The sequence below is a fragment of the Microcoleus sp. Z1_A1 genome (assembly GCF_036700305.1).
Classification (GTDB): domain Bacteria; phylum Cyanobacteriota; class Cyanobacteriia; order Cyanobacteriales; family Microcoleaceae; genus Microcoleus.
This window is the reverse complement of sequence record NZ_JAUBOR010000070.1, coordinates 1-21,020: the sequence shown is the minus strand read 5'-3', so window position 1 is coordinate 21,020 and position 21,020 is coordinate 1. Positions and strand designations below refer to the sequence as shown.

Annotated in this window: 19 protein-coding genes, 1 tRNA gene and 2 pseudogenes; 10 read left to right on the top strand and 12 right to left on the bottom strand. The window is 47.7% G+C overall.

Translation table 11 applies throughout. The features are described from left to right. Window positions 1-274: 274 nt before the first annotated feature. Entirely contained in the window at window positions 275-586 is a 312-nt protein-coding gene (locus tag QT973_RS25540) for a DUF6679 family protein (RefSeq protein ID WP_006633466.1), read from the bottom strand. Window positions 587-1,674: 1,088 nt separating this feature from the next. On the opposite strand from QT973_RS25540, the gene QT973_RS25535 reads away from it, so the two are divergent. From QT973_RS25535 to fba, 5 genes are all read left to right on the top strand, one after another. Continuing rightward, complete coding sequence (locus tag QT973_RS25535; RefSeq protein WP_333053957.1) at window positions 1,675-1,830, top strand: hypothetical protein; 156 nt, start codon at window positions 1,675-1,677, stop codon at window positions 1,828-1,830. A 12-nt stretch (window positions 1,831-1,842) separates the two neighbouring features. Beyond that, on the top strand, window positions 1,843-3,921 hold the full coding sequence (locus QT973_RS25530; protein WP_333053955.1) for a CapA family protein: 2,079 nt from the start codon (window positions 1,843-1,845) through the stop codon (window positions 3,919-3,921). Between the two features lie 134 nt (window positions 3,922-4,055). Then, a complete protein-coding gene (locus tag QT973_RS25525) occupies window positions 4,056-4,925 on the top strand; it encodes an aldose epimerase family protein (protein ID WP_445243075.1) in 870 nt (289 codons plus the stop codon). 67 nt (window positions 4,926-4,992) lie between these two features. Continuing rightward, window positions 4,993-5,064 (top strand) — tRNA-Lys (locus QT973_RS25520). A gap of 192 nt (window positions 5,065-5,256) precedes the next feature. Continuing rightward, window positions 5,257-6,336 (top strand): class II fructose-bisphosphate aldolase, encoded by a 1,080-nt coding sequence (gene fba, locus QT973_RS25515; RefSeq protein WP_006633469.1) that lies wholly within the window; start codon window positions 5,257-5,259, stop codon window positions 6,334-6,336. Window positions 6,337-6,528: 192 nt separating this feature from the next. Here the strand turns inward: fba and QT973_RS25510 are convergent. The 3 genes and pseudogenes from QT973_RS25510 to QT973_RS25500 all read right to left on the bottom strand — a co-directional run bounded on the left by QT973_RS25510 (window position 6,529) and on the right by QT973_RS25500 (window position 9,209). Further along, window positions 6,529-7,005: pseudogene (locus tag QT973_RS25510) on the bottom strand (DUF5615 family PIN-like protein). Between the two features lie 3 nt (window positions 7,006-7,008). After that, on the bottom strand, window positions 7,009-7,350 hold the full coding sequence (locus QT973_RS25505; protein ID WP_333262919.1) for a DUF433 domain-containing protein: 342 nt from the start codon (window positions 7,348-7,350) through the stop codon (window positions 7,009-7,011). Window positions 7,351-7,823: 473 nt separating this feature from the next. Then, window positions 7,824-9,209 (bottom strand): NB-ARC domain-containing protein, encoded by a 1,386-nt coding sequence (locus QT973_RS25500; RefSeq protein ID WP_333392477.1) that lies wholly within the window; start codon window positions 9,207-9,209, stop codon window positions 7,824-7,826. Window positions 9,210-9,413: 204 nt separating this feature from the next. On the opposite strand from QT973_RS25500, the gene QT973_RS25495 reads away from it, so the two are divergent. After that, window positions 9,414-9,737 carry a hypothetical protein gene (locus tag QT973_RS25495; RefSeq protein ID WP_333341108.1) on the top strand — a complete coding sequence of 108 codons (324 nt, stop codon included), beginning with the start codon at window positions 9,414-9,416 and terminating at the stop codon, window positions 9,735-9,737. Between the two features lie 39 nt (window positions 9,738-9,776). Here the strand turns inward: QT973_RS25495 and QT973_RS25490 are convergent, their stop codons facing one another. The 5 genes and pseudogenes from QT973_RS25490 to QT973_RS27125 form a co-directional block, all read right to left on the bottom strand. Further along, window positions 9,777-10,004, bottom strand: a complete 228-nt coding sequence (locus tag QT973_RS25490) for a hypothetical protein (RefSeq protein ID WP_333341105.1) — start codon at window positions 10,002-10,004, stop codon at window positions 9,777-9,779. A gap of 112 nt (window positions 10,005-10,116) precedes the next feature. Beyond that, window positions 10,117-10,506, bottom strand: a complete 390-nt coding sequence (locus QT973_RS25485; protein WP_333053938.1) for a PIN domain-containing protein — start codon at window positions 10,504-10,506, stop codon at window positions 10,117-10,119. After that, window positions 10,503-10,733, bottom strand: coding sequence for a type II toxin-antitoxin system Phd/YefM family antitoxin (locus QT973_RS25480; protein ID WP_333053935.1), 231 nt, complete (start codon window positions 10,731-10,733; stop codon window positions 10,503-10,505). The genes QT973_RS25485 and QT973_RS25480 overlap by 4 nt, the downstream gene beginning before the upstream one ends. 50 nt (window positions 10,734-10,783) lie before the next feature. Beyond that, window positions 10,784-10,999, bottom strand: coding sequence for a hypothetical protein (locus tag QT973_RS25475; protein WP_333053934.1), 216 nt, complete (start codon window positions 10,997-10,999; stop codon window positions 10,784-10,786). Window positions 11,000-11,218: 219 nt separating this feature from the next. Next, window positions 11,219-12,059 (bottom strand): annotated as a pseudogene (locus QT973_RS27125) (esterase/lipase family protein). A 145-nt stretch (window positions 12,060-12,204) separates the two neighbouring features. Between QT973_RS27125 and QT973_RS25460 the strand changes: the two are divergent. Both QT973_RS25460 and QT973_RS25455 read left to right on the top strand, forming a co-directional pair. Beyond that, window positions 12,205-12,684 (top strand): NUDIX domain-containing protein, encoded by a 480-nt coding sequence (locus tag QT973_RS25460; RefSeq protein ID WP_333053933.1) that lies wholly within the window; start codon window positions 12,205-12,207, stop codon window positions 12,682-12,684. Between the two features lie 810 nt (window positions 12,685-13,494). Beyond that, window positions 13,495-15,162, top strand: a complete 1,668-nt coding sequence (locus QT973_RS25455; RefSeq protein WP_333274741.1) for a hypothetical protein — start codon at window positions 13,495-13,497, stop codon at window positions 15,160-15,162. 247 nt (window positions 15,163-15,409) lie between these two features. On the opposite strand, the gene QT973_RS25450 is transcribed toward QT973_RS25455, so the two are convergent. Then, window positions 15,410-16,147 carry a class I SAM-dependent methyltransferase gene (locus tag QT973_RS25450; protein ID WP_333053930.1) on the bottom strand — a complete coding sequence of 246 codons (738 nt, stop codon included), beginning with the start codon at window positions 16,145-16,147 and terminating at the stop codon, window positions 15,410-15,412. A 7-nt stretch (window positions 16,148-16,154) separates the two neighbouring features. Beyond that, complete coding sequence (locus QT973_RS25445; RefSeq protein ID WP_333030091.1) at window positions 16,155-16,352, bottom strand: hypothetical protein; 198 nt, start codon at window positions 16,350-16,352, stop codon at window positions 16,155-16,157. Between the two features lie 570 nt (window positions 16,353-16,922). Between QT973_RS25445 and QT973_RS25440 the strand changes: the two genes are divergently transcribed. Together QT973_RS25440 and QT973_RS25435 are read left to right on the top strand one after the other, a co-directional pair. Next, window positions 16,923-19,466 (top strand): mannose-1-phosphate guanyltransferase, encoded by a 2,544-nt coding sequence (locus tag QT973_RS25440; protein WP_333053928.1) that lies wholly within the window; start codon window positions 16,923-16,925, stop codon window positions 19,464-19,466. Window positions 19,467-19,675: 209 nt separating this feature from the next. After that, window positions 19,676-20,233: a single-stranded DNA-binding protein gene (locus tag QT973_RS25435; protein ID WP_333375422.1), complete on the top strand. Its 558-nt coding sequence runs from the start codon at window positions 19,676-19,678 to the stop codon at window positions 20,231-20,233. Between the two features lie 154 nt (window positions 20,234-20,387). On the opposite strand, the gene QT973_RS25430 is transcribed toward QT973_RS25435, so the two are convergent. Then, window positions 20,388-20,732 carry a hypothetical protein gene (locus QT973_RS25430; RefSeq protein ID WP_333392475.1) on the bottom strand — a complete coding sequence of 115 codons (345 nt, stop codon included), beginning with the start codon at window positions 20,730-20,732 and terminating at the stop codon, window positions 20,388-20,390. Window positions 20,733-21,020 lie beyond the last annotated feature (288 nt).

Sequence of the window (21,020 nt, the reverse complement as noted above, 5' to 3'; positions counted from 1 at the left end):
CCCGCCCGTCCTTTTTGGACGGGCGGGACGCCCATCCCACTTTCAAGAGTGGAAGTTATTTAATTCTCATTCCTTACGCTGTTGTGGGGAGTAGGGGTTGAGCAGGAACTCCCGCCATCAAGCTTAAATTTAAAGGCAAAATAGCTTATGGGGTAACAACCCAGAATATTTTTGGCCTAAACTGGGTTTTTTGCATAATTTCTCCACAAAAAAGGGAGAAAAGCCGTTTTCTTTTCCCCCAAGTTTTCCTTGTGCCTCAAGCGCGAGCTCAAAACTATTCCAAATTCGAGTCCGGGTAGTGATTGCGAATTTGTTCGGCTTCGGGACAATCGTCAGAAACTAGGGGTTCGCAGTTAGTTCGGGATACCGAAGCCAACTTCTGGGATACAGCTCCAATACTTTCAAGACGCACCATTTCTTCCCAGGAGCTGATTTCGTCTTCTTCGTCGGTTTCGTAGCGCAGCGTGACTAGATCCCCTTCAATATCTAGGATACGAGCGCGCTCTATCCAACGTTGCTGATCTCGAAGAAAAATAGAAACCTCACGACCATCACAACAGAGTTGATAGATTTTGCGCTGTAGCATTTGTCAGTTCTCCTGCGCAGTGTAACTTGCTTAAAATATGGTCTGTTTACCGTAACGTACTTTGGGTTTTACATCGGAAGGCACAGCCGTATGGACTAGCCAGTTTCACGTTTTCCGCAACTTTGGTACCGATGGGAGTTACCAAATTCGATTTTACCACCAAATCTATCCAGTACGCCATTTATCCAATTACAGGTTGTGCAGCCAGTGGCATCTCTCGTGAGAGGCATTTGCCAGCATAGATCCGAGCATTAGGACTTGACTCGGGCGATCGCGATTAACAGCGACAATAACAACAGACTCTGCCTCTAAAATCTCGCTCTGTTTTGCCTCAAGTCCCCCAGAAAGCTATTGTTTCGACGTTTGTTCGATCGCCCGCTAACGCCGTCAAGGCTCAATCTCAAATCTCAAATCTCGAAGGGAAAGCTCTAAAGTGACACTCAAACAGCGACAATAAAAACAGACTCTGCCTCAGATATCTCGCTCTCTTATGTCTCAAGTCCCCCAGAAACAAGAGTGTTTGGAAGTTATTTCTAGCCCCCAGTACCCCCTATGAACTCAATCTAAAATCTCAAATCTAAAATCTCAAATCGATTGTTCGATCGCCCACTAACGCCGTCAAGGCTCAATCTCAAATCTCAAATCTCGAAGCGAAAGCTCTAAAGCGACACTCAAACAGCGACAATAAAAACAGACTCTGCCTCAGATATCTCGCTCTCTTATGCCTCAATTCCCCCAGAAACAAGAGTGTTTGGAGGTTATTTCTAGCCCCCAGTACCCCCTATGAACTCAATCTAAAATCTCAAATCTAAAATCTCAAATCGATTGTTCGATCGCCCACTAACACCGTCAAGGCTCAATCTCAAATCTCAAATCTCGAAGCGAAAGCTCTAAAGCGACACTCAAACAGCGACAATAAAAACAGACTCTGCCTCAGATTTCTCGCTCTCTTTGGCCTCAACTCCCCCAGAAACAAGAGTGTTTGGAGGTGATTTCTAGCCCCCAGTACCCCCTCTTTCCTCAATCTAAAACCTAAAACCTAAAATCTAAAATCTAAAATCTAAAATCTAAAATCGATTGACTGGAGTGTGATAAAAATCACTGACAGCAGGCAGCCCCTAAATGTAGAAAATGGTGGCGGCCAACAACTAGCTTCAAAACGGGCAGCGGAACCTGTGGCGGTTAAGCTAAAAGAATTGCGGTTCGGTTCAACACAAATTGGAGTCATCGCTCGTGCGTATTAAGGAGGCTAATTGATGGTGTACGCAGAAAATTGGTCGCAGCCGTCTATCTTAGAGCTAGCGCGATCGGGCAACTTTCAAGCCCTGAATTACTGGATTGACAGCTTGCTGCGCCCCGAAGGGATTTATGCCCGCGTCGAACAGGCTCAGGCCGGCTGCGTCCAAATCCTCGTAGAATTCCAGCGCGAATTTGCGCCAGATACTACCTTACTGGGGAGCACTATCCGGGAAGGCTTAGTCAAATTTATTTGCCACCAACTCTGGAGACTCAACTCGCCAGCAGTAGAAGGAGTGCGAATTCAGGCGCGCTTGGCGGGGGATGCAGACATTCTCTGGAAACAGTCAGTGCGAATTGTCACTCCGGCAAACCGCCAGCGACGGCGTTACCGTTCCCTACCGATCGTCGATTGGGTTAAATTTAAAACGTATCGTTCTCTGCTGCTAGTGGGATCGGCACTTGCCTCATTTATTTTAGGGTGTTGGGTCAGCTACCACGAGGCTGTGGCCCTGCAGTTAGGCTCTTCAGTATCCGGCTACCAGCAAGGTGCGGTAATTTCGGGGCCGCCTCCAAAACGTGCGGATACGGTGCAAGCAGCCTTAGAAGTGGTACCAGTAGTTCAGCAAAAGCAAGTTGCTAATCCTTACGATCCAACAGTAACGCTGATGTTCGGAGGAAATGTGAATCTATCGGATGCGCTCGGATCATCTGCAGCCAACGATCACCAATGGGCTTTCGCCAATATGGACGAGTATCGGCAAGCAGATGTGGCGATGGTTAACCTAGAAAACTCCCTGACTCGCTCTACATTGGGCTCTGCTAAAAAACAATTAAATTTTAAAGCCGATCCAGAATCGGTGAAAGTATTAACAGCCGGAGGAGTGGATATTGTCAATCTGGCAAATAGCCGCGCTATGGATTACGAGGAACCGGGGCTGGTGGAGACAATGAATACTCTAGATAATAGTGGGATTCAACACCTGGGAGCCGGCAGAGATATTAAAGAAGCCAGGCGTCCAGATATTATTGAAGTTAAGGGTCAGCGGATTGCCTACCTCGGTTATTACGATGCCGAGCTGAACGTCGCTGACCAAGGGAAAGCGGGCATTAACCCCCGCCGCAACAATCGCGTGGCGGAGGATATTCGAGCTCTTAGGAGTCAGGTAGACTGGATTATTGTTAATTACCACTGGGGAGTCGAATTGGCAGATTATCCGGGGGACGGGCAGATTGATTTGGCTCGGTTCACGATCGACCAAGGAGCTGATTTGGTAGTGGGACACCATCCCCAGGTACTGCAAGGTGCAGAAATTTACAATGGCCGCCCGATAGTTTACTCGCTGGGTAATTTTATATTCGGCCCGAATGCTCGCAGGGATTACGATACCGCAGTCCTGAAAGTATCGCTCAAAGACAGGAATATGAAGGTAGAGTTTCTGCCTGTGGAGGTGAAAAATTTTCAGCCGAAGGTGGTCAAGGGAGCCTCAGCCGATCGCATCCTCAAACGCATTGAGCAAATTTCTAGTATTTTCGATCGACCGATGCGATCTTCTGTAGTTCTCGAAGCCCTACTCCAGCCAGGAGCGGCATCAAAAACTCCAAATTCGACCTTGCCAGGAGCAGTAAAGAGCGGTACATACCAGCCGGGGCGAGGTTCCGGGGCCAGCGACGGTGAAAGCAATCAGCAAGGCCCCGGACAACCCAAACCTACTTTGATTTTGCCGGCTTTGCCGGCTGCGCCCCAACAGCCGGACAACTCCTCATTTTTCCCGAACGGGACAGGGCCTGCAATTGAGTCAAATCCGCCTCCGAATCAAAATTTGCCGCCCCGCATCTACCCTACTCAACCTCAAAATCCCAGCCGGGAACCAGAGCCGTTTACAAAAGAGCCATTCATCAAAGAACCGTTTATTTCGCCCCCATCTCCCAATCAAGGATCGGTGCTGAGTCCCCAAAGCTATCTTCCCCCGACTCGGGCTGTATCTTTTGAAGTCGCACTCAAAGGGCACTCGGCCTCCGCGATCGTTCCAGCTACCACCAGCAACGGCTCCAAGCAGCGGATCGCCCTGCCTCCTATAGCTAGGAGCATTGGTTAGCCGGTGGGGGCCGGAGCGAGGATGCAGGGGGAGGATAGGGGCGGTAATGGGTGAACATCAAGATAATAGCGACCAATTATTAACGATCGATTTACTGACAACCAATGATCAATGACCTACTACCGATGAGAAATGTGTTTGCGATCGCGCTCAAGCAAAAGCAGTACAAAACCTATATCCTCTCCGACGAAACCGCTAACTCTACTCTAGAAGTTGTGCCGGAACGGGGCGGTATTGCCACTAGCTGGCTGGTTGAAGGCAAAGAAATCTTCTATTTGGACGCGGAACGGTTCGCCAATCCCGATCTAACTGTACGTGGCGGGATTCCCATCCTGTTTCCCATCTGCAGCAATCTCCCCGACAATACTTACACGCACAAGGGAGTGGAGCGTAAGCTCAAACAGCACGGCTTTGCTCGAGACTTGCCTTGGACAATAGGCGAACAAGTTACGGAGGGTTGCGCCGCTCTGACGCTGATTCTCGACAGCAGCGACAAGACGCTGGCTGTTTATCCGTTTGATTTCCAACTAGCCTTCACTTATCAGATTAAAGGCAATTCTTTGGAAATTTTTCAGCGATACACCAATCTGTCTGACGAACCCATGCCGTTTTCTAGTGGTTTGCACCCCTACTTTTTGGCGACGGACAAATCTCAGCTCCGCTTTGAGATTCCGGGGATGCAGTACAGAGATCAGAACACCCACACCAAGGGTTACTTCACTGGGGTTTTTGACCCGACGCTGGATGAAATTGATGTTTCCTTTGACGAACTCACTGGTCTTGCTGCTACTGTCACTGACGCGGCGACCGGCTTGCGGCTGACCGTCAGTTACAACTCCAGCTACGGGAAGTTGGTTTTCTGGATGGTGAAGGGCAAGGATTTTTACTGTTTGGAACCTTGGACTGCTCCTCGAAATGCCCTCAACACTGGCGAACACTTGATTTATTTGCCCCCCGGCGCGACTTGCGAGATGCTGGTTCGCATGACTGCAAATTTTATTTAAAAAAGACTTGCTATTTCAAATGAGGGGTGCTACTATTAGAAATTGTGTGCGGTAACAATGTTTTCGCGGGTCGCTAGCTCAGCGGTAGAGCATTCGGCTTTTAACCGATTGGTCTCGGGTTCAAATCCCGGGCGACCCATAAAAATTTGTGAGTTAAGAATTTTGAGTTTTGAGCTGAATGCTCGGAACTCAAAATTTTGTTTGTTGAACTTTTTAGTAAATCTGGAAAGATAGTGCGCGATCGGTGGCAAATTGTCTTAAGATTATCGTAAGAATTGAGCTTGTTCAAAATTCACTGCCCAAAAATCACAAATAATTAGGAGGAATATCTATGGCGCTTGTACCTATGCGATTGCTGCTCGACCACGCGGCTGAAAATGGTTACGGCCTACCGGCTTACAACGTCAACAACATGGAGCAAATCCAAGCGATCATGCGCGCTGCTGACGAAACCAACAGCCCCGTGATTCTGCAAGCTTCTCGCGGCGCTCGCTCCTACGCTGGCGAAAATTTTCTGCGCCACTTGATTTTGGCAGCAGTTGAAACCTATCCTCACATTCCCATTTCCATGCACCAAGACCACGGCAATGCCCCCGGCACTTGCTATTCTGCCATGCGCCAAGGTTTCACCAGCGTCATGATGGACGGTTCTCTGGAAGCGGATGCTAAGACTCCCGCTAGCTACGAGTACAACGTTCAAGTTACTCGCGATGTGGTCAATGTTGCTCATTCGATCGGCGTTAGCGTTGAAGGCGAACTGGGTTGTTTGGGTTCTCTGGAAACAGGAATGGGCGAAGCAGAAGACGGCCACGGCTTTGAAGGTGCGCTTTCTCACGATCAGTTGCTGACAGATCCTGAACAAGCTGTTGATTTCGTCGAGCAAACCGGCGTTGATGCTCTAGCAGTCGCCATTGGCACTTCTCACGGCGCTTACAAGTTCACTCGCAAGCCGACTGGCGAAATTTTGGCAATCAGCCGCATTGAAGAAATTCACCGCCGCTTGCCGAATACTCACTTGGTGATGCACGGTTCTTCTTCTGTGCCCCAAGAATTGCTGGAAATCATCAACAGCAACGGCGGCAAAATCCGCGAAACCTACGGCGTACCTGTGGAAGAAATCCAAAAGGGTATCAAGTGCGGTGTTCGCAAGATCAATATCGATACTGACAACCGTTTGGCGATTACCGCTGCGGTGCGCGAAGCTTTGTTCGCCAAGCCCGATGAGTTTGACCCCCGCCACTTCTTGAAGCCGTCGATCAAGTATATGCAGAAGGTTTGTAGCGATCGCTATAATTCTTTCGGTTGCGCCGGTCACGGTACAAAGATTAAGCAAGTATCTTTGGACGATTTTGCAGCTAAGTATGCTAAGGGCGAATTGAGTTCTTCTGCTAAGAAGACTGTAGCTGTTTAAGAATTTTAGGTTTTAGATTTTAGTTTTGTCTGAAGTCTAAAGTTAGGATTGCCGGGTAGCTTTGAAGTTGCCCGGTTTTTGTTTGTGCGATTTTATGTATAGCAGTAGTTGATTATTCCCTCGATCGGCGGTTGAAACAGATCCTACACAAACTTTCGTCCCTCTCTCAGAGACTAAAGAATCAACGGGGTATTACGGTGACAAAGCAGGGCGCACAACGCGAATCAGTTTACCTTCCAAAGGTTCTGCGGCGACGATCGCGGTGTGGATTCGGTTAGCCAGCGCTTCCCAATTGCGATCGTTCGTACAGGCGATAATGCCAGCATGAAGGGGGTGTATGCGGTGCAGCCGAAAGAAATATTTACGGTTTTCGGTAATGACGACCGGTTTTTCGCTAGTAGCAAAAGCTAAAACATCCGGGTTAGGAATTTTCTGATATCATGTCCGATCAATTAACCATAATATCCCGGTCGGGGCGGGTTTTTGAGATGGTCAATTATTTGCCGCTATTGTTGGTGAACCCGCCCCTACAAAAATCGCGATCGCTCGACCGGACATGATATGATTCGCTCTGCCTGCTTCTTGGACAGTCAAAACATCATGTCCTAAAGCTCTCAGTAATTCTACAACAGGATAGGGGTATTGCTCATCGGCATAGAGACGTGCCATCGGCTACAAATCCTCGTCTATCACTTCATTGTTTTCCCGAATTTCTGTTTCAATTTCATCGGGAAAGGCTTCAGCATAGGCCCAAGCGTTAGCAATATCAGTCGCAGATAGCGATAGATAGCTTGTGAGTAAATCAGCTTCACTGTAGCCAATGCGACGAGCTTCTACAAGTCCCCAAACGGTGATGCGAGTGCCAGCAATGCAGGCACTCCCGCCACAAACATCAGGCGTTTTTTCAATACCGCGCCAAGGAGTGATTTTACCTTGAGTGAGGAGTTGAACGACTTGAGCTTTTTCGTCGTCAGAGAGTGCCAGGAGTTGAGGCTCTAATTCTTTTAGCGTCATGGCAAACAATGGAATTGCGATTACTGATTATTCTATCGAATTTATTCTATTCAGTCCGCGATCGCACGGGTGGTCATCACCTTGGTTTGATGGACGAAAATAATGCCTCCAAGCCTTTAATATAGCAACTGCCCGTGTTAGGACAGGTTATATTTTTATAATAAACCCCAATTTGTAGGGGCGGGTTCACCAACCATTTATGAAACCCACAAACAACCTCATAAACCCGCCCTCATCCGCCATTGTTTACATCAACATTTTACCAATAAATTAATCGTACATTTTTATTGTTGGTGGGCGGGGGCGGGTTTATAATATTATTCATTTTGAGCGTGAATGGTTGGCGAACCCGCCCCTACAGAATTTTGGGATGTTTTTTATGAATTAGGAAGCGTCATGTGGCGATCTATAAGATTGTCGAGCTTTATTTAGGGATTTTCGATGTATCCGCACCCTACCACTATGTACCTAAATTACACTGCACGGGCGATCGCATATTGCCTCAGTACAGGTGAAATCGTGTAAAAATTTGCTTGTTGTTCAATCAAGCAGCGCCGCGATAGAGATTGCAGCGCATTTGGTAAATCTGAAGCCGGAATTATCTCATTTTCTAGCAATTTTGCCCGGTTGATTGGCTGGCTTTCTTTGGCTAACAAGGAGATTACTTGTTTTTCTAGTTCGGATAGGCGATCGAACTGCTGCTGTAAAACATCTTTCAAATCTTCTGGCAACAATATCGTATCATTTGGTAATAACTCTGTCACGCCTCCTCCCAAGTCTTGAATCAGATTCGCCACGCTTTTTAACCATAGGGGGTTGCCTTGGTAACGATGAATGAGAGTTTCACTGTTGTCGCTTTCTTCTAACCCGCAGTCTCTGAGTATTTCCCGTCCGGCTGCGATGTCTAAACCTTTGAGTTGTAAGGTACGAATGGAAGTATTTTGGTTTTTAACTTGAGTCACTTCTCTCGGTTGTTCCCAACCGATTAACAGAAAGCAGCTTTGATGGGATAATTTTTCTATTTGTTTGAATAAAGAGCGATATTCTTCGGATTCTGGTTTATATTTTCCTGCCAATTCTCCGCTACAGAAAAGGTTGTGAACGTCATCTAAGACGATTAAACAGCGATGGTTTTGTAAATACTTAATCAGCGGTAAGCGTTTTTGGTTTGTTGGGGATGAATCTTCTTTTTCTGACTGGGAAAAAAGCTGTATTAGGTTAGATTGAAATTTATCGATGGTGGGGAATTCGTCTAGTGTGTACCAAACTGCGTACTCAAACTCGTGTTTGATTTGTTGTACGAGTTGTACTGCTAGGGTGGTTTTGCCGATACCGCTGATGCCGGTGAGGGTGATGAGGCGACAGCGTTGTTGTAGAATCGAGGTTGTGAGGGTGTGGAGTTCGGGAGTGCGATCGAAGAAATCGCCCAACTCCGGCATTTCGCTTAAATCTTGATGTAGAGTTTTGGTTTGTTTTGGGTTAGATGTTTCCTGATTTGGTGGGTTTGAGTTTGGGATCTTTGGCGGGTGTCTAGCTTCTCCACAGATGTTAACGCTGTTAATTTGCACCGATTCTTCTTGTGCAACGTTTGAATATATTGAAACTTCCAACCTCTCCATTGCCGATCGAAAATTTGTTTTATTAACATCTTCTCCCAACTCTTCTGAAAGTATTTGCCATAATTCCGATCCGATTTCCCTGATGCGACTTTCAGAACAGTTAAAATCTTTAGCTATTTCTTTGTATGTCTCGCGTTGTAGAGTTCCCCGCAGTACCGCTGCTTGTAAATCGTCAAGGTGCTGACCCGTTTTGGCAAATACTATCTCATCAGCGAGTTTTAACATTTCTTTAAGATTCATCTGGTTAGGTAGATGCCAGCATTTTGTGTATTATAGCGCACATTTACCAACATTTTCGTACACTTTCGTACAAAACTAGATTGAAGAGAGGGAAAGTGGTGGAAAATTGGCGGCAAAATTGTACATTTTTGGGCTAGACAAGGGTTGGATTTGCTATGATCATGGGAGAAACAAGTAAGTGCAATTAATCTCAGTGAGGCTTTGATGACTACAGGAATTAGGGGATTAAATAACCAGTCTGATCAAGGGGTAAGCTTTATCAATACAGAAAACTCCCGAGATGACAAATTCATCACCTCAAAAACTCAAGACGATTCTGTATATGCTTGGATCTCTCAGCATCGTGACAAACCTCTGAAAGTCACGACAAAGAAATCAACCTGTAGCATTTGGGACGAAGATTGGAAGGTTTTAGGTCGCTGGGATAATGAAGACCACGACATTGTGTTAGAAAGGGTTACTAAGAGTCCTTTGGATTTTTTTATGACGATTCAAGAGAATGGTAACATAAGCCTTTCGGCACTTTAGAACAAGGTTAAGTTCGATCGCCCTTCCTTGTAGCTTAGGTTAACTTAAGGAAACCCAAACTCCTTTTGCACTCACAATCTTATCCATTTCGACAATAACAATGTGATGATTGCACGGAGGGCGATCGCACATCACGCACAAAGAGCGATCGCCCTTTGTTTTTTCTGATGAGCGATCGCCTAAAATGAAAGAGCGATCGCCCCACCAAGCATATTCCGTTGACACTCGTGTTACCCAACCTCTTTTTCCACTGACAATCTGAGCCATTTCCACAATTTTAAAGTGCGATGGTTGCACACAGGGCGTGAAGCGTAGCTATCCAGTAGGGAATTGTCCCAGCAAAAAAAGGGCGATCGCCTACAAAAATATAAAATATTGCCTAACTGAGTGTTTGTAGCACCGAATTACCTGTAAGGTTGGCATCAACTGTAGCTAATATTAACCCATAATAAATAGCTGTGGCCGCAATAAATCGGTCTCCGGGGTCTTGATGGGGTAGTGCAATCTCGCGACTTAAAATGGCAATGGAGTGATTCATTTGGGCTTCACGAGTTTCCAGAGTTTTTAAAGCTAAGTTAACCCATGTAACCGGATCTGGCTGTAAAGATATCCTTCCTTTTTCTGCAAGGATGAGCGTCTCCCAAATGCTAATTGGACTCAGCCAAAGTTCAGTATTAGGATCGGCGATCGCCGTTTGAAGTTGAAGCGATAGGCGTTGATCGCCGAGTAAATACCAAAGCCAAATGTGGGTATCGAGTAAAAGTTTCATTCTAAAACTTCCCATAGTTCGGCGACAGGAGCAATTAAATCTCCTAATATTTCACCGCTTCCTTTCATTGTGCCAAACACGGGGCGTGGGGTTTGGGTAGTGGCAGGATAGATAATCACTAATGGTTTCCCTTCATGGATGATGGTGAGGGGGGTTTTGGTACGTTCGACCTCTATAAGTAGAGTCTGGAGGGTTTGAGGTAATTCAGTCGTGGTAATTTGTGCCATTTGCTGACTTTTCCCAATCTTATTCTATTTCTACTATGATAATGCGAGGATTAGACGGAAAGCGATGCTTGAGTGAAAAAAGTGCGATCGCCCCTCGCACCAAATACCAAACACTGCGATGATTGTACAGCTAGTGATCGCACATAATCATCATCCCTAATGTGCGATCGACCTCCCGCATCAATTCTCCACAAAGCATCCGGCTGAAATTCGTTATCTGCGTCCAAGCGCACAGTAGCATTCTCGCCCAATTCCACCCCAGCCAACGTATAATTTGATTGTGTGGTTCGCCGTGACTTCTGAATCTTACCGATAAGGCCACATAAAATATTTTTTCAATCTATTCAGTTAGCGATAAAAATTCAAGCAAACATAGCATCGGGGGGGCGAGCTTTGCCGCACTAAACTCGCTCCTAATATCAAATTATAACTAAATCCGCCCCTTAAACCTTCTGCTTCTTCCTTCGCGTCTTCGCGGTTCGTTTCTAACACAAATACTCAATCCAAGCCGGCAAAACCTCCGGCGAACCGTACCACTTCCCCGGAGAACGAGGCGAATGCCAAACCCCCTCCAACACCAGATTTTCGGCCCCATCCAAAACAGCAGCTTCCACCGGCGTAATTCCATCTCCCCAAGTTTCGCCCTTCCCCACAGTCAACTCGTAACTTTTATAAGCCAGCCAAGTCCCAAAACCGCGCTTGCCAAAAACAGCCTTCCCAGCAGCGCACACGTAGCGCACCTGCGGGTGAAAAGCCCCCGGATAATGAATTTTGACAAAATCTAGATTTTTGCGCGTCCAGCGCTCTTGAGAGACGTGCGGCGTGCCTAAAGTGATTAAAGTATTCACATAAGGGTGAGCTTCCCACAAACCCGCGTCCTCAAGCACGTCGCCGTGAATCGTGTAAGGCTTTTCGCCCAAATAGATGCGAGAAATCCAGCCGCCGGCGGAATGACCAAGAATTTCTTGATGGTACCCGCCACGCGATCGATCCGTGGAATCAATCCAAAATCTCAAATCTCAAATCCTCAAGCCCCCGAATTGATCCGTGGGGTCAATCTAAAATCTAAAATCTAAAATCTAAAATCGAATGACCGACGAGATTGATCTGCGGAACGCCGTATTGCTGTAACATTTGTTTGACCGTGCGATCGAGCTGTCGCAAAATTGGCACCATCGACCGCCCGCCAAAAGTCGGCAACCAATCTCCCTTGCCCAGAGGCACTGTTACTGTTGGGAAACCTCGATCGACCAGAGACTTTTCTAATTCCCGATAGTCGGAAGCAGCAGCAAAATATCCTGGTAAAATCACGGTTGGTAATGGCATGGTCAATTTTAGATTTTAGATTTTAGATTTTGCGGTCGGAGTGCTACGATCTGTTTTTCAAGTTAAAAGACACTTGCCGAAGCATCCTTTGGATTGCTAACATCTGCCACTCGTTAAACCTTTTGCTTAGGGAATATCTACTTCTATGGCTCGCGAGCCGATTCAAACATGGTATTTTACCCTAGTTGTCGTTCACTTAGAAGACCGTTTTCTACTGGTACAAGAGCGCAAGTACGAGCAGCAGTGGTATCTCCCAGCAGGGCGAGTGGAAAAAGGGGAAACTTTGCTCGAAGCTGCTATGCGTAATACCTTTGAGGAAGCGGGCATTTCCATCATCGTTGAGGGAATTCTCCGGGTAGAGCACACAGTGATGCCTAGGGGCAATGTGCGCCTCCGAGTCATTTTTGTGGCTCGTCCACAAGATAAGACGCCGCCCAAGAGTAAGCCGGATGAGCATACTTTGTGCGCGGGCTGGTATTCTCTCAAGGAATTAGACCAGTTGTCGTTGCGGGGAGAGGAAGTTCGGGAAATGTTTCAATATATGGCAAGCGGCGCTCCAATTTATCCCATCGACTTGCTCACCATCGAGGGAGCTCCTTTTAAAAATTACCGCTATCGCTGGTGAATCCATAGATTTTGGATTTGGGATTTGGGATTTTGGATTGAATAATTACTTCCACGGATGAATCCGGTTGTGTAACCGAATTGGAAACAGGGGTCGATCGAACGGATCGATCGTGTTTAATAAATTAGTGGCGCTCCAGAACCCGAAAAAAGACGGTATAGCAGCGGTGCAGTCTGTTTTTTCCATCGCCCCAGTCCCGCCCGCCTGACGCCTGCTGACCATTCTCAACAATACCTGAGAAACCGCGTAGAGGATTGGGTCAAAGGCATTAGGCAAGAAAAACAATGGTTTCAGCGATTAACAACGTCCTCACCCGATTGGCGGTTGTTATACCAGCGTGGAACCAGCCCAAAAACCCGGTTTCTAGGCTTGAGTGCTTGATGTGAGGGTCGCGAAATCTCAATAAAAGTCGATCGGGCAATTTCGATACCGACAGTGCTACAATTATACCTTTGAATTCCCAACCTCTCCTCATTAAAAATTAAAACGAATTCACACTCAATCACAACCACAACAATATAAATTACCCATCGCCCAATCACTCAATCTCCCAATCCCCCAATCCCCCAATCCCCCAATCACTCAATTTCCCAATCCCCCAATCTCCCAATCCCCCAATCCCCCAATCTCCCAATCCCCCAATCCCCCAATCCCCCAATCTAAAATCTAAAATCTAAAATCGAACAATCCCCCAATCCCCCAATCTAAAATCTAAAATCTAAAATCGAACAATCCCCCAATCTAAAATCTAAAATCTAAAATCGAACAATCCCCCAATCTAAAATCTAAAATCTAAAATCTAAAATTTAAATGACTGACTCTTCCTCCCTAGCCAACACCCTTTCCGAACCGCTGCGCCAGCCTTTTTGGTGGGCAGCCCTAGCTTCTGTGGGCCTGCACGGAGTCCTCGGAGCAACCGCCCCGACGCTCTCAAACATACTTTATGGTGGAAATTCCTCAAAAAATATCCCCGGTTCTGTCGGCTTAGTAGAACTAACTCCCGCAGAAGTCAGCCGCCTGCCACAAACCATACCACCGAAACCGTCTAATACGCGATTTACGCCATTTACGATCGCACCAGTTCCCCTTCCACCAGCGCCCAAGTTAGCCCCACCCTTGCCCCCCGCACCTGATACCATCAACTTGCCCGCCATGCCGCCGGGAATGCCCCCTCCTGGATTCTTTTCCCCTCTCCCTCCTTCCCCTCTCCCGCCCTTCACGGCCCCAACAGCCCCGCCACCTCCCACAACTCCATCCCCAATAGTCAGAGCCCCCTCCCAGCCAATACCCACTTTCGTCCCACCCGTACCTCCTAGCGGTTTCCTTTTCCCACCTTTACCTGGTAATTTCGATCGCAATATCCCGCCACCACCATCGCTGAATGAAGCGCCCCAGATTCCCGGCGGCGGCTCGGAAGATGAAGCAGAAGCGCTCAAAAGGATTATAGCCAGTAGAGGCGGACTGCCACTATTTCCAGACGGAGCTCCAGTCTTTACCCCGGAATTCCCAATTGGCAGGAATGTGGGACCCGATGGAGTACCAAAATTGACTCAAAAAGATCCCAATAAAAGGACTCTCATCGCAGAAACTCAGTCCGGTCAACCGGGTTCAAACTTACCCACCGACAGAGAGACACTGCTGGCGGCTGGAGAGACCTATGTTGCTTTGTTTGAGAAATTCAAAAAGGCTTATCCTGACTTGGAAATGACAGGCCCGACTCCTGTGCCTGTGCCTTATCCCGTAACAGCTTGCTCACAAAAACTCCAAGGAAGAGCAGTTTTTGGAGCAGTTGTCAGCCCTCAAGGCTTGCTCAAGGCCGAGCCACAGCCGATCGTCCCCACGGGTTACGGTATTCTCGATAATGCGGCTAAAATTGCGATTATTAGCCCTTCTCTAACATTTGAAGCAGCCAGCACGCACAAGCTTTACCAACTGGATGTCGAGTTTAAGTACGACGAAAAAGTTTGTAGTGGCATTCCTGTCACCCCAACCAGGCCCAACCCACCAGGCCAGCAGCAGCCCGCGCCCGCGCCGACAGCGCCCAGCAGACCAACAGGCCAGCCGCCATCCCCAGCGCCTACTGAAGTGAAACCGCAGTTCGAGAAGCCGCCTGCCCCCTCAAACAAACCGCAGCCAGGGGCCCAACCGTCGCCGCCCGCACCCAAGCCAGGGGCTCAACCGTCGCCCTCGCCTGAACCGAAACCAGCCGCGGAACAGTCGCCTTCTCCTCAACCGCAACCCGCCGAAGAGTCCCCGCAGCCCGAAGCCGCACCATCTCCTGCCGCCGAAGAGTCTCCGCAGCCGGAAGCTGCACCATCTCCTGCCGCCGAAGAGTCTCCGCAGCCGGAAGCTGCACCATCTCCTGCCCCGGAAGTGTCGCCGTCACCGTCGCCGGAAGCAGCGCCATCTCCTGCTGCCGAAGTGTCGCCGTCACCATCGCCGGAAGCAGCGCCATCTCCTGCGGCTACCGAAAATTAATTGGGCATCGCTAATTGGCAATCGGTATTGTAAAACTTCGTTGAGTTTATAAGCAATTATAAACAATAGTAGTTAGTAGTTAGTAGGGTGCGTCAGCTTGAATATTTGTAGCTTCTCAAACGAATTTCTACTTGCTGACGCACCCTACTTTATCAACTAAGAACGAAGTTGTTTTTCGTCCGCCTGACCAGGCTGGGGACGATTGAACTTTTGACTACAAAGCTAATTACCTATTCCCCTTAATCTCTCAATTGTATTGAACTTTATACATTTGAAATAAGTCACCACTTTGCTTTTTTACTACCTTAGCGCCTGCAGCTTTAATCATTTTTTCCCAATCTTCTATTGTCTCTAAAAATACTTCGCCGGCTCGATAAGTTTCCAAAATTGCCCAATCTTCTGCTAAAGGAGCATTGGGGTTGAGGACATCAAAAACAAAATGACCGCCCGGTTTTAGTACCCGCTTTACTTCTCCCATGACAATATTCCAATAGTCTATGGGATAGTAACAGCTAAAGCCTGTAGCGAGGCATAAATCGAACTGAGCCTCTTCGTAATTTAACTGGTGAGCGGGGGCCCATTCTACGCCTTTGAACAGCTTAGAATTGAGCTGAGGGCCGCGAGCGTTTAAGGCGTCTCGCGCTGCGCTGCTGATTTCTTGACCATAAAAATAGGCTTCCCAATCCCGCCAAGGGTAGATGAGAAAGCTGACTCCGCAGCCAATGTCTAAACAGCGCTGATTTTTTTGAGGTTTGGCAATTTTCCAGAAGGGAGAAACTGTTTTTGCTTGGAGAGTTCCTGCGACTGATTCCAGGAAAATCGGCATTGCTTCGACTTCTTCGGGTAAGGCGAAAGCTTCTCCTCGGTATTCGCGATCGAACCGGGCAGCAACCTGCGATAGTAAAACTTGCCAGCTATCTGATTTGCCTTTGGCAAACCAAGTTTGCTCGCTTGTACTTGCTGGGCGTTCGGACTTTTTAGACATTCTTGAATTACCTTTTAGAAGCTTTGAGAGCTTTTGTAAAGTTTTGGCGGTAAGGCTTATTAAAAATTAACGCGGGCCAGAGCAGCGAGAGCTTAAGGCGATTTGCAAAACTTCGATCGAAGTTAGTGCGATCGAACCCATTCCAAAATTTCCAAATACCGCCACCGTAAGCGATCAGCAATGCCAAGCTAATTAACGTACTCATTTAAAAAACCCCTAAGCAATGGATAGGATTTTGGGTCAGCTAGTCAAAGCGCTACCCTTAATCTATCATTTATCAGACGCCAAGGCACACCGATAGCTGTAGTAATTCCACCTTCCGAAAGAGACTGCAAAATCCCCGCTGGCCACAAACTTAAAAATAACACCCCCGAAATAGCTTTCACCGAGCAAGCAAGAAGGGACTTCTGGTAAAAGTCGATCGTTCTGAGGACTTATAAGATTGAATAAGTGAAGAATTAAAGAATTGGGAAGGAATGATGAGATAAGGGTTTCGAGTACGGGCCTACAGTTGCATTCTTTTTTTTAACTGGTATCACCCAAGATCCCCTACAAATCCGAGTTCGACCGGGGGAGTGGTGCGATGCCGCAAGTTCTAATTCGGTTGAAATCGGTTGCTGTTGGGGGACGGCCTGGCCGAACGGGATTTACCAGACGTGTCACTACTCGAAGATAATTAACTAAGAACTGATAGCTCGCGGCCGACGAATTACAGCAGGCAAACTTTTTCTAGCGGACAATAGCGGTAGAGAGCTTTTTAAGCAAGGAGGATTTTATGCGTGCAGTGCTGATGGCTGGGGGATCGGGAACTAGGCTCAGACCCCTGACGTGCGATTTGCCCAAACCGATGGTGCCGATTCTGAATCGCCCGATCGCAGAACACATTATTAATTTGCTAAAAAGGCATCAGATTACGGAAATTATTGCGACGCTGCACTACCTTCCCGATGTCATGCGCGAATATTTTACTGACGGGGCAGAGTTTGGCGTTCAAATGACTTACGCTGTGGAGGAAGACCAACCGCTGGGTACGGCTGGTTGCGTCAAAAATATTGCTGAATTGCTCGATCGCACTTTTTTGGTCATCAGCGGCGACAGCATCACAGACTTCGACTTAACCGCAGCAATCAAATTTCACCGTAGCCAGCAATCCAAAGCCACGTTAATTTTAACTCGCGTTCCCAACCCGATGGAATTCGGGGTCGTGATTACCGAGGAAAATTACCGCATCAGTCGCTTTCTGGAAAAGCCTTCTAGCAGCGAAATTTTCTCCGATACTATCAATACCGGCATTTATATTTTAGAACCCGAAGTCTTGGATTACCTGCCGGTAAATCAGGAGTGCGACTTCTCGAAAGACTTGTTTCCCCTGCTACTGGAAAAAAACGAGCCGATGTACGGCTACATCGCCGAGGGTTACTGGTGCGATGTCGGCCAGCTAGATGTTTACCGGGAATCTCAGTACGACGCGCTGCGGGCCAAGGTCAAACTGGATTTGAGCTACTACAACGAAGTTCGATCGGGACTTTGGGTAGGTCAGAATACTTTTATTGACGATAGCGCGATCGTCGAAGTACCGGCCATGATCGGCAACAATTGCCGAATTGGAGCCCGAGTTAAAATCGATGCAGGTACTGTGATCGGAGATAACGTGACTGTGGGGGCCGACGCTAATCTCAAACGTCCCATCGTCTGGAACGGAGCAATTGTCGGTGAAGACGCTCATCTTAGGGCCTGCGTGATTTGCCGGAGTACCCGCGTAGACAGGCGCGCTCACGTCCTCGAAGGTGCTGTCGTCGGTTCAATGTCCATCGTGGGAGAAGAAGCACAAGTGGGGCCGAGCGTGCGCGTCTGGCCGAGCAAAAATATTGAATCCGGCGCTCTGTTAAATCAAAATTTAATTTGGGGAGAACAAGCTAAGCGGAATTTGTTCGGTCAGCGTGGCGTTCAAGGACTGGCAAATGTGGATGTTACCCCGGAATTTGCAGTGAAATTGGGCGCGGCTTATGGCTCGACTTTAAAACCGGGGACTGCGGTATCGGTTTCTCGTGACCAGCGGAGCATTTCGCGGATGGTTTCGAGGTCTTTGATTGCGGGTTTGATGTCGGTGGGAATTAATGTGATCAATTTGGAATCGACGGCAATTCCGATCGCGCGCACGGTTTCGTCTACGATATCAATTGCTGGCGGCATTCATGTTCGCATTTCGCCCGATCGCTCCGACCACATTTTAATTGAATTCTTCGATATCAAAGGCATCAATATTACAAAAGGAGCTGAGAAAAAAATCGAGGGGGCTTATTTTAAGGAAGATTTGCGGCGAGCTCTAATTCCCGAAATTGGAGAGATGACGTACTTTAACCAAGCTCTCGATGTTTACAACCGCATTTTTGAGCGGCAGATGAATGTTGAGGCAATACGCTACAGCAATTCTAAGGTGGTAATCGATTACGTTTACGCGGTTTCTGGAGCAATTCTGCCCCAAATGCTTGCCAAGTTCGGCTGCGATGCGGTGGTTCTCAATGCCAGTCTCAAACAGACTTCTCTAAGCAACGGGGAACGGGAATATTTGCTCGACCAACTCGGCCGGGTGGTGAAAGCACTCAGCGCTAATTTTGGAGTGCAGGTATCGGCTAACGGCGAACAGCTCATTTTGGTAGATGAGTCTGGGATAGCGATTCGTGGGGAAATGCTGACGGCGTTGATGGTAAATTTGATGCTGACTTCTCATCCCAAAGGTACAGTAGTAGTGCCGGTTCATGCGTCTTCTGCGGTGGAGGCGATCGCCCGACGCTATCAAAGCAAGGTAATCCGCACGAAGGCGAACCCAACTGCTTTGATGGAAGCCGCTAACAGGAACCCGAATGTGGTTTTGGGCGGCAGTGGCCTTATGGGTTTTATTTTCCCGCAGTTGCATCCCGGATTTGACGGAATGTTCTGCATTGCTAAAGTGATAGAAATGATGACGATTCAGGAACGATCGCTCGGACAGATCAAGGCGGAACTTCCCCGCATCACCCACCGCAGTTACAGCGTCCGCTGTCCTTGGACTATCAAGGGTTCGCTGATGCGACATTTAGTAGAAACTCATTCGCCCGATCGTCTAGAATTATTAGATGGAGTGAAGATTTTTAACTACAGCGACGACAATTGGGTATTAGTTTTACCCGATGCTAGTGAACCGACCGTTCATATCTTCGCCAACAGTGAGGATCGAGATTGGGTATCTGAAACGTTGAAGGAGTACCGCGCCCTCGTTCACGATTTTGTCAGTCAAGCCGAGGCGGCGGTTCTCCAAGATAAATTTGGTAACGTGTAATCGGGAATTGGGCCTTGGGCATTGGCAATGGGGAATTGGTAATGCAAAAGTAAAAAAATAAAATGCGTTATTTTAAGTTTTACCTTTTTACTTGAAAGTTCATGCCCAATTCCCAATCCCGAAGTCCCTGCGCGGGCCAATTCCCAATTCCCGATGCCCAATTCCCGATGCCCAATTCCCAATTCCCAATTACGCACAGATAACAACAGATGAATAGCTGCATTTTGATGGCGGAAATAACTCAACAACCGCAACTCCGTTATACTCCTGACAATCAAGTTCCAATCGCTGAAATGCTGGTGCAGTTTCCAGGCCCAAAACCTGAAGATCCGCCCGAACGTTTGAAGGTGATAGGATGGGGCAATTTGGCTCAAGAAATTCACGATAAATATCACGAGGGCGATCGCGTGATTATTGAAGGTCGGCTGGGCATGAATACGATCGAAATAGATGGTATCAAAGAAAAGCGCGCTGAACTGACAGCTCAAAGGATTTACAGTGTCGGGGCTGATGCCATGAGTTCGGCTCCCCCAGCTAGAACCGCCCCGGAACCGGCTCAAATTCGCGACACCGCCCCGGCTAATGTGCCGAGCAATGTAGTACCTTTAGGCTCGCACAAGCGCAGTTCTAACAGCGCTCCAGGCGGCGCTAACCGCACGTCTAGTTCGGATTGGAACTCGCATCAGTCGTCAAATTCTGAGTCCGATCGCCAGTCGGGTTCGTCTAACGAACCGGAAAATCCCGATTACGATCCGATTCCATTTTAAAAATTAGGGTGCATCACTTTACAACTGGACTGTTCGCTCGAAAGTGACGCACCTTAATTTAAGAGCGATTCCCTACGGGATAGCTTCGCTCGCGCGCACTTCAGGAAAAAAAGGGCGAGCGAATTTGGCTGAACTACGAGCTAAATTGCAAATTTTACAGCTCGATCGTCACAACTTTTTTCTTGCTTTTTTCGTCGCGCAGCACGACTGTATTGTAGGGTGATGTATCCGTCCCCATCGGAATTGGCAGCTTAAAGCTACCGCTCTTATGCTTAAGTTCGCCTAAATCAATGCTTTTCGTTATATTGCCATCTGTTGCCAGATAAGCGGTAAGTTCGCCTTTATAATCTTCAATCAAAAAGTCTCTGAAGAAAACGACTTCCCCAGCCTCGACATCGATAGCAAGGATGACCGTACCGCTAAACGTTGCGCCTTTTTCTTCTTCATGAACCGTCGCCATTTTAATTTCCGAGGGGTCTTGACCGGACATATCTGGCATAAATTTTTTCTCCTGAGCGCAGCGCAATAATTAACAAGAATCTTACCTGATGCTAGGGGCGATCGCAAAACTCTTAGGACGTATTTCTGCATCTGTCTTGCTTCTGTCTGAGGTTAGAGAAGCCCGCGATCGCGCATTATACCCCCAAGTCTCGCAAACACCGCCGCGCTAATTCGATTCGATATTTAGCATCCTTACTCTGGAGTTTTTAAGGAGCGCGAATTAAATAACTTACAATTTTAATTGTTATTGTGGGATGGGCGTCCCGCCCGTCATGAGTGGACGGGC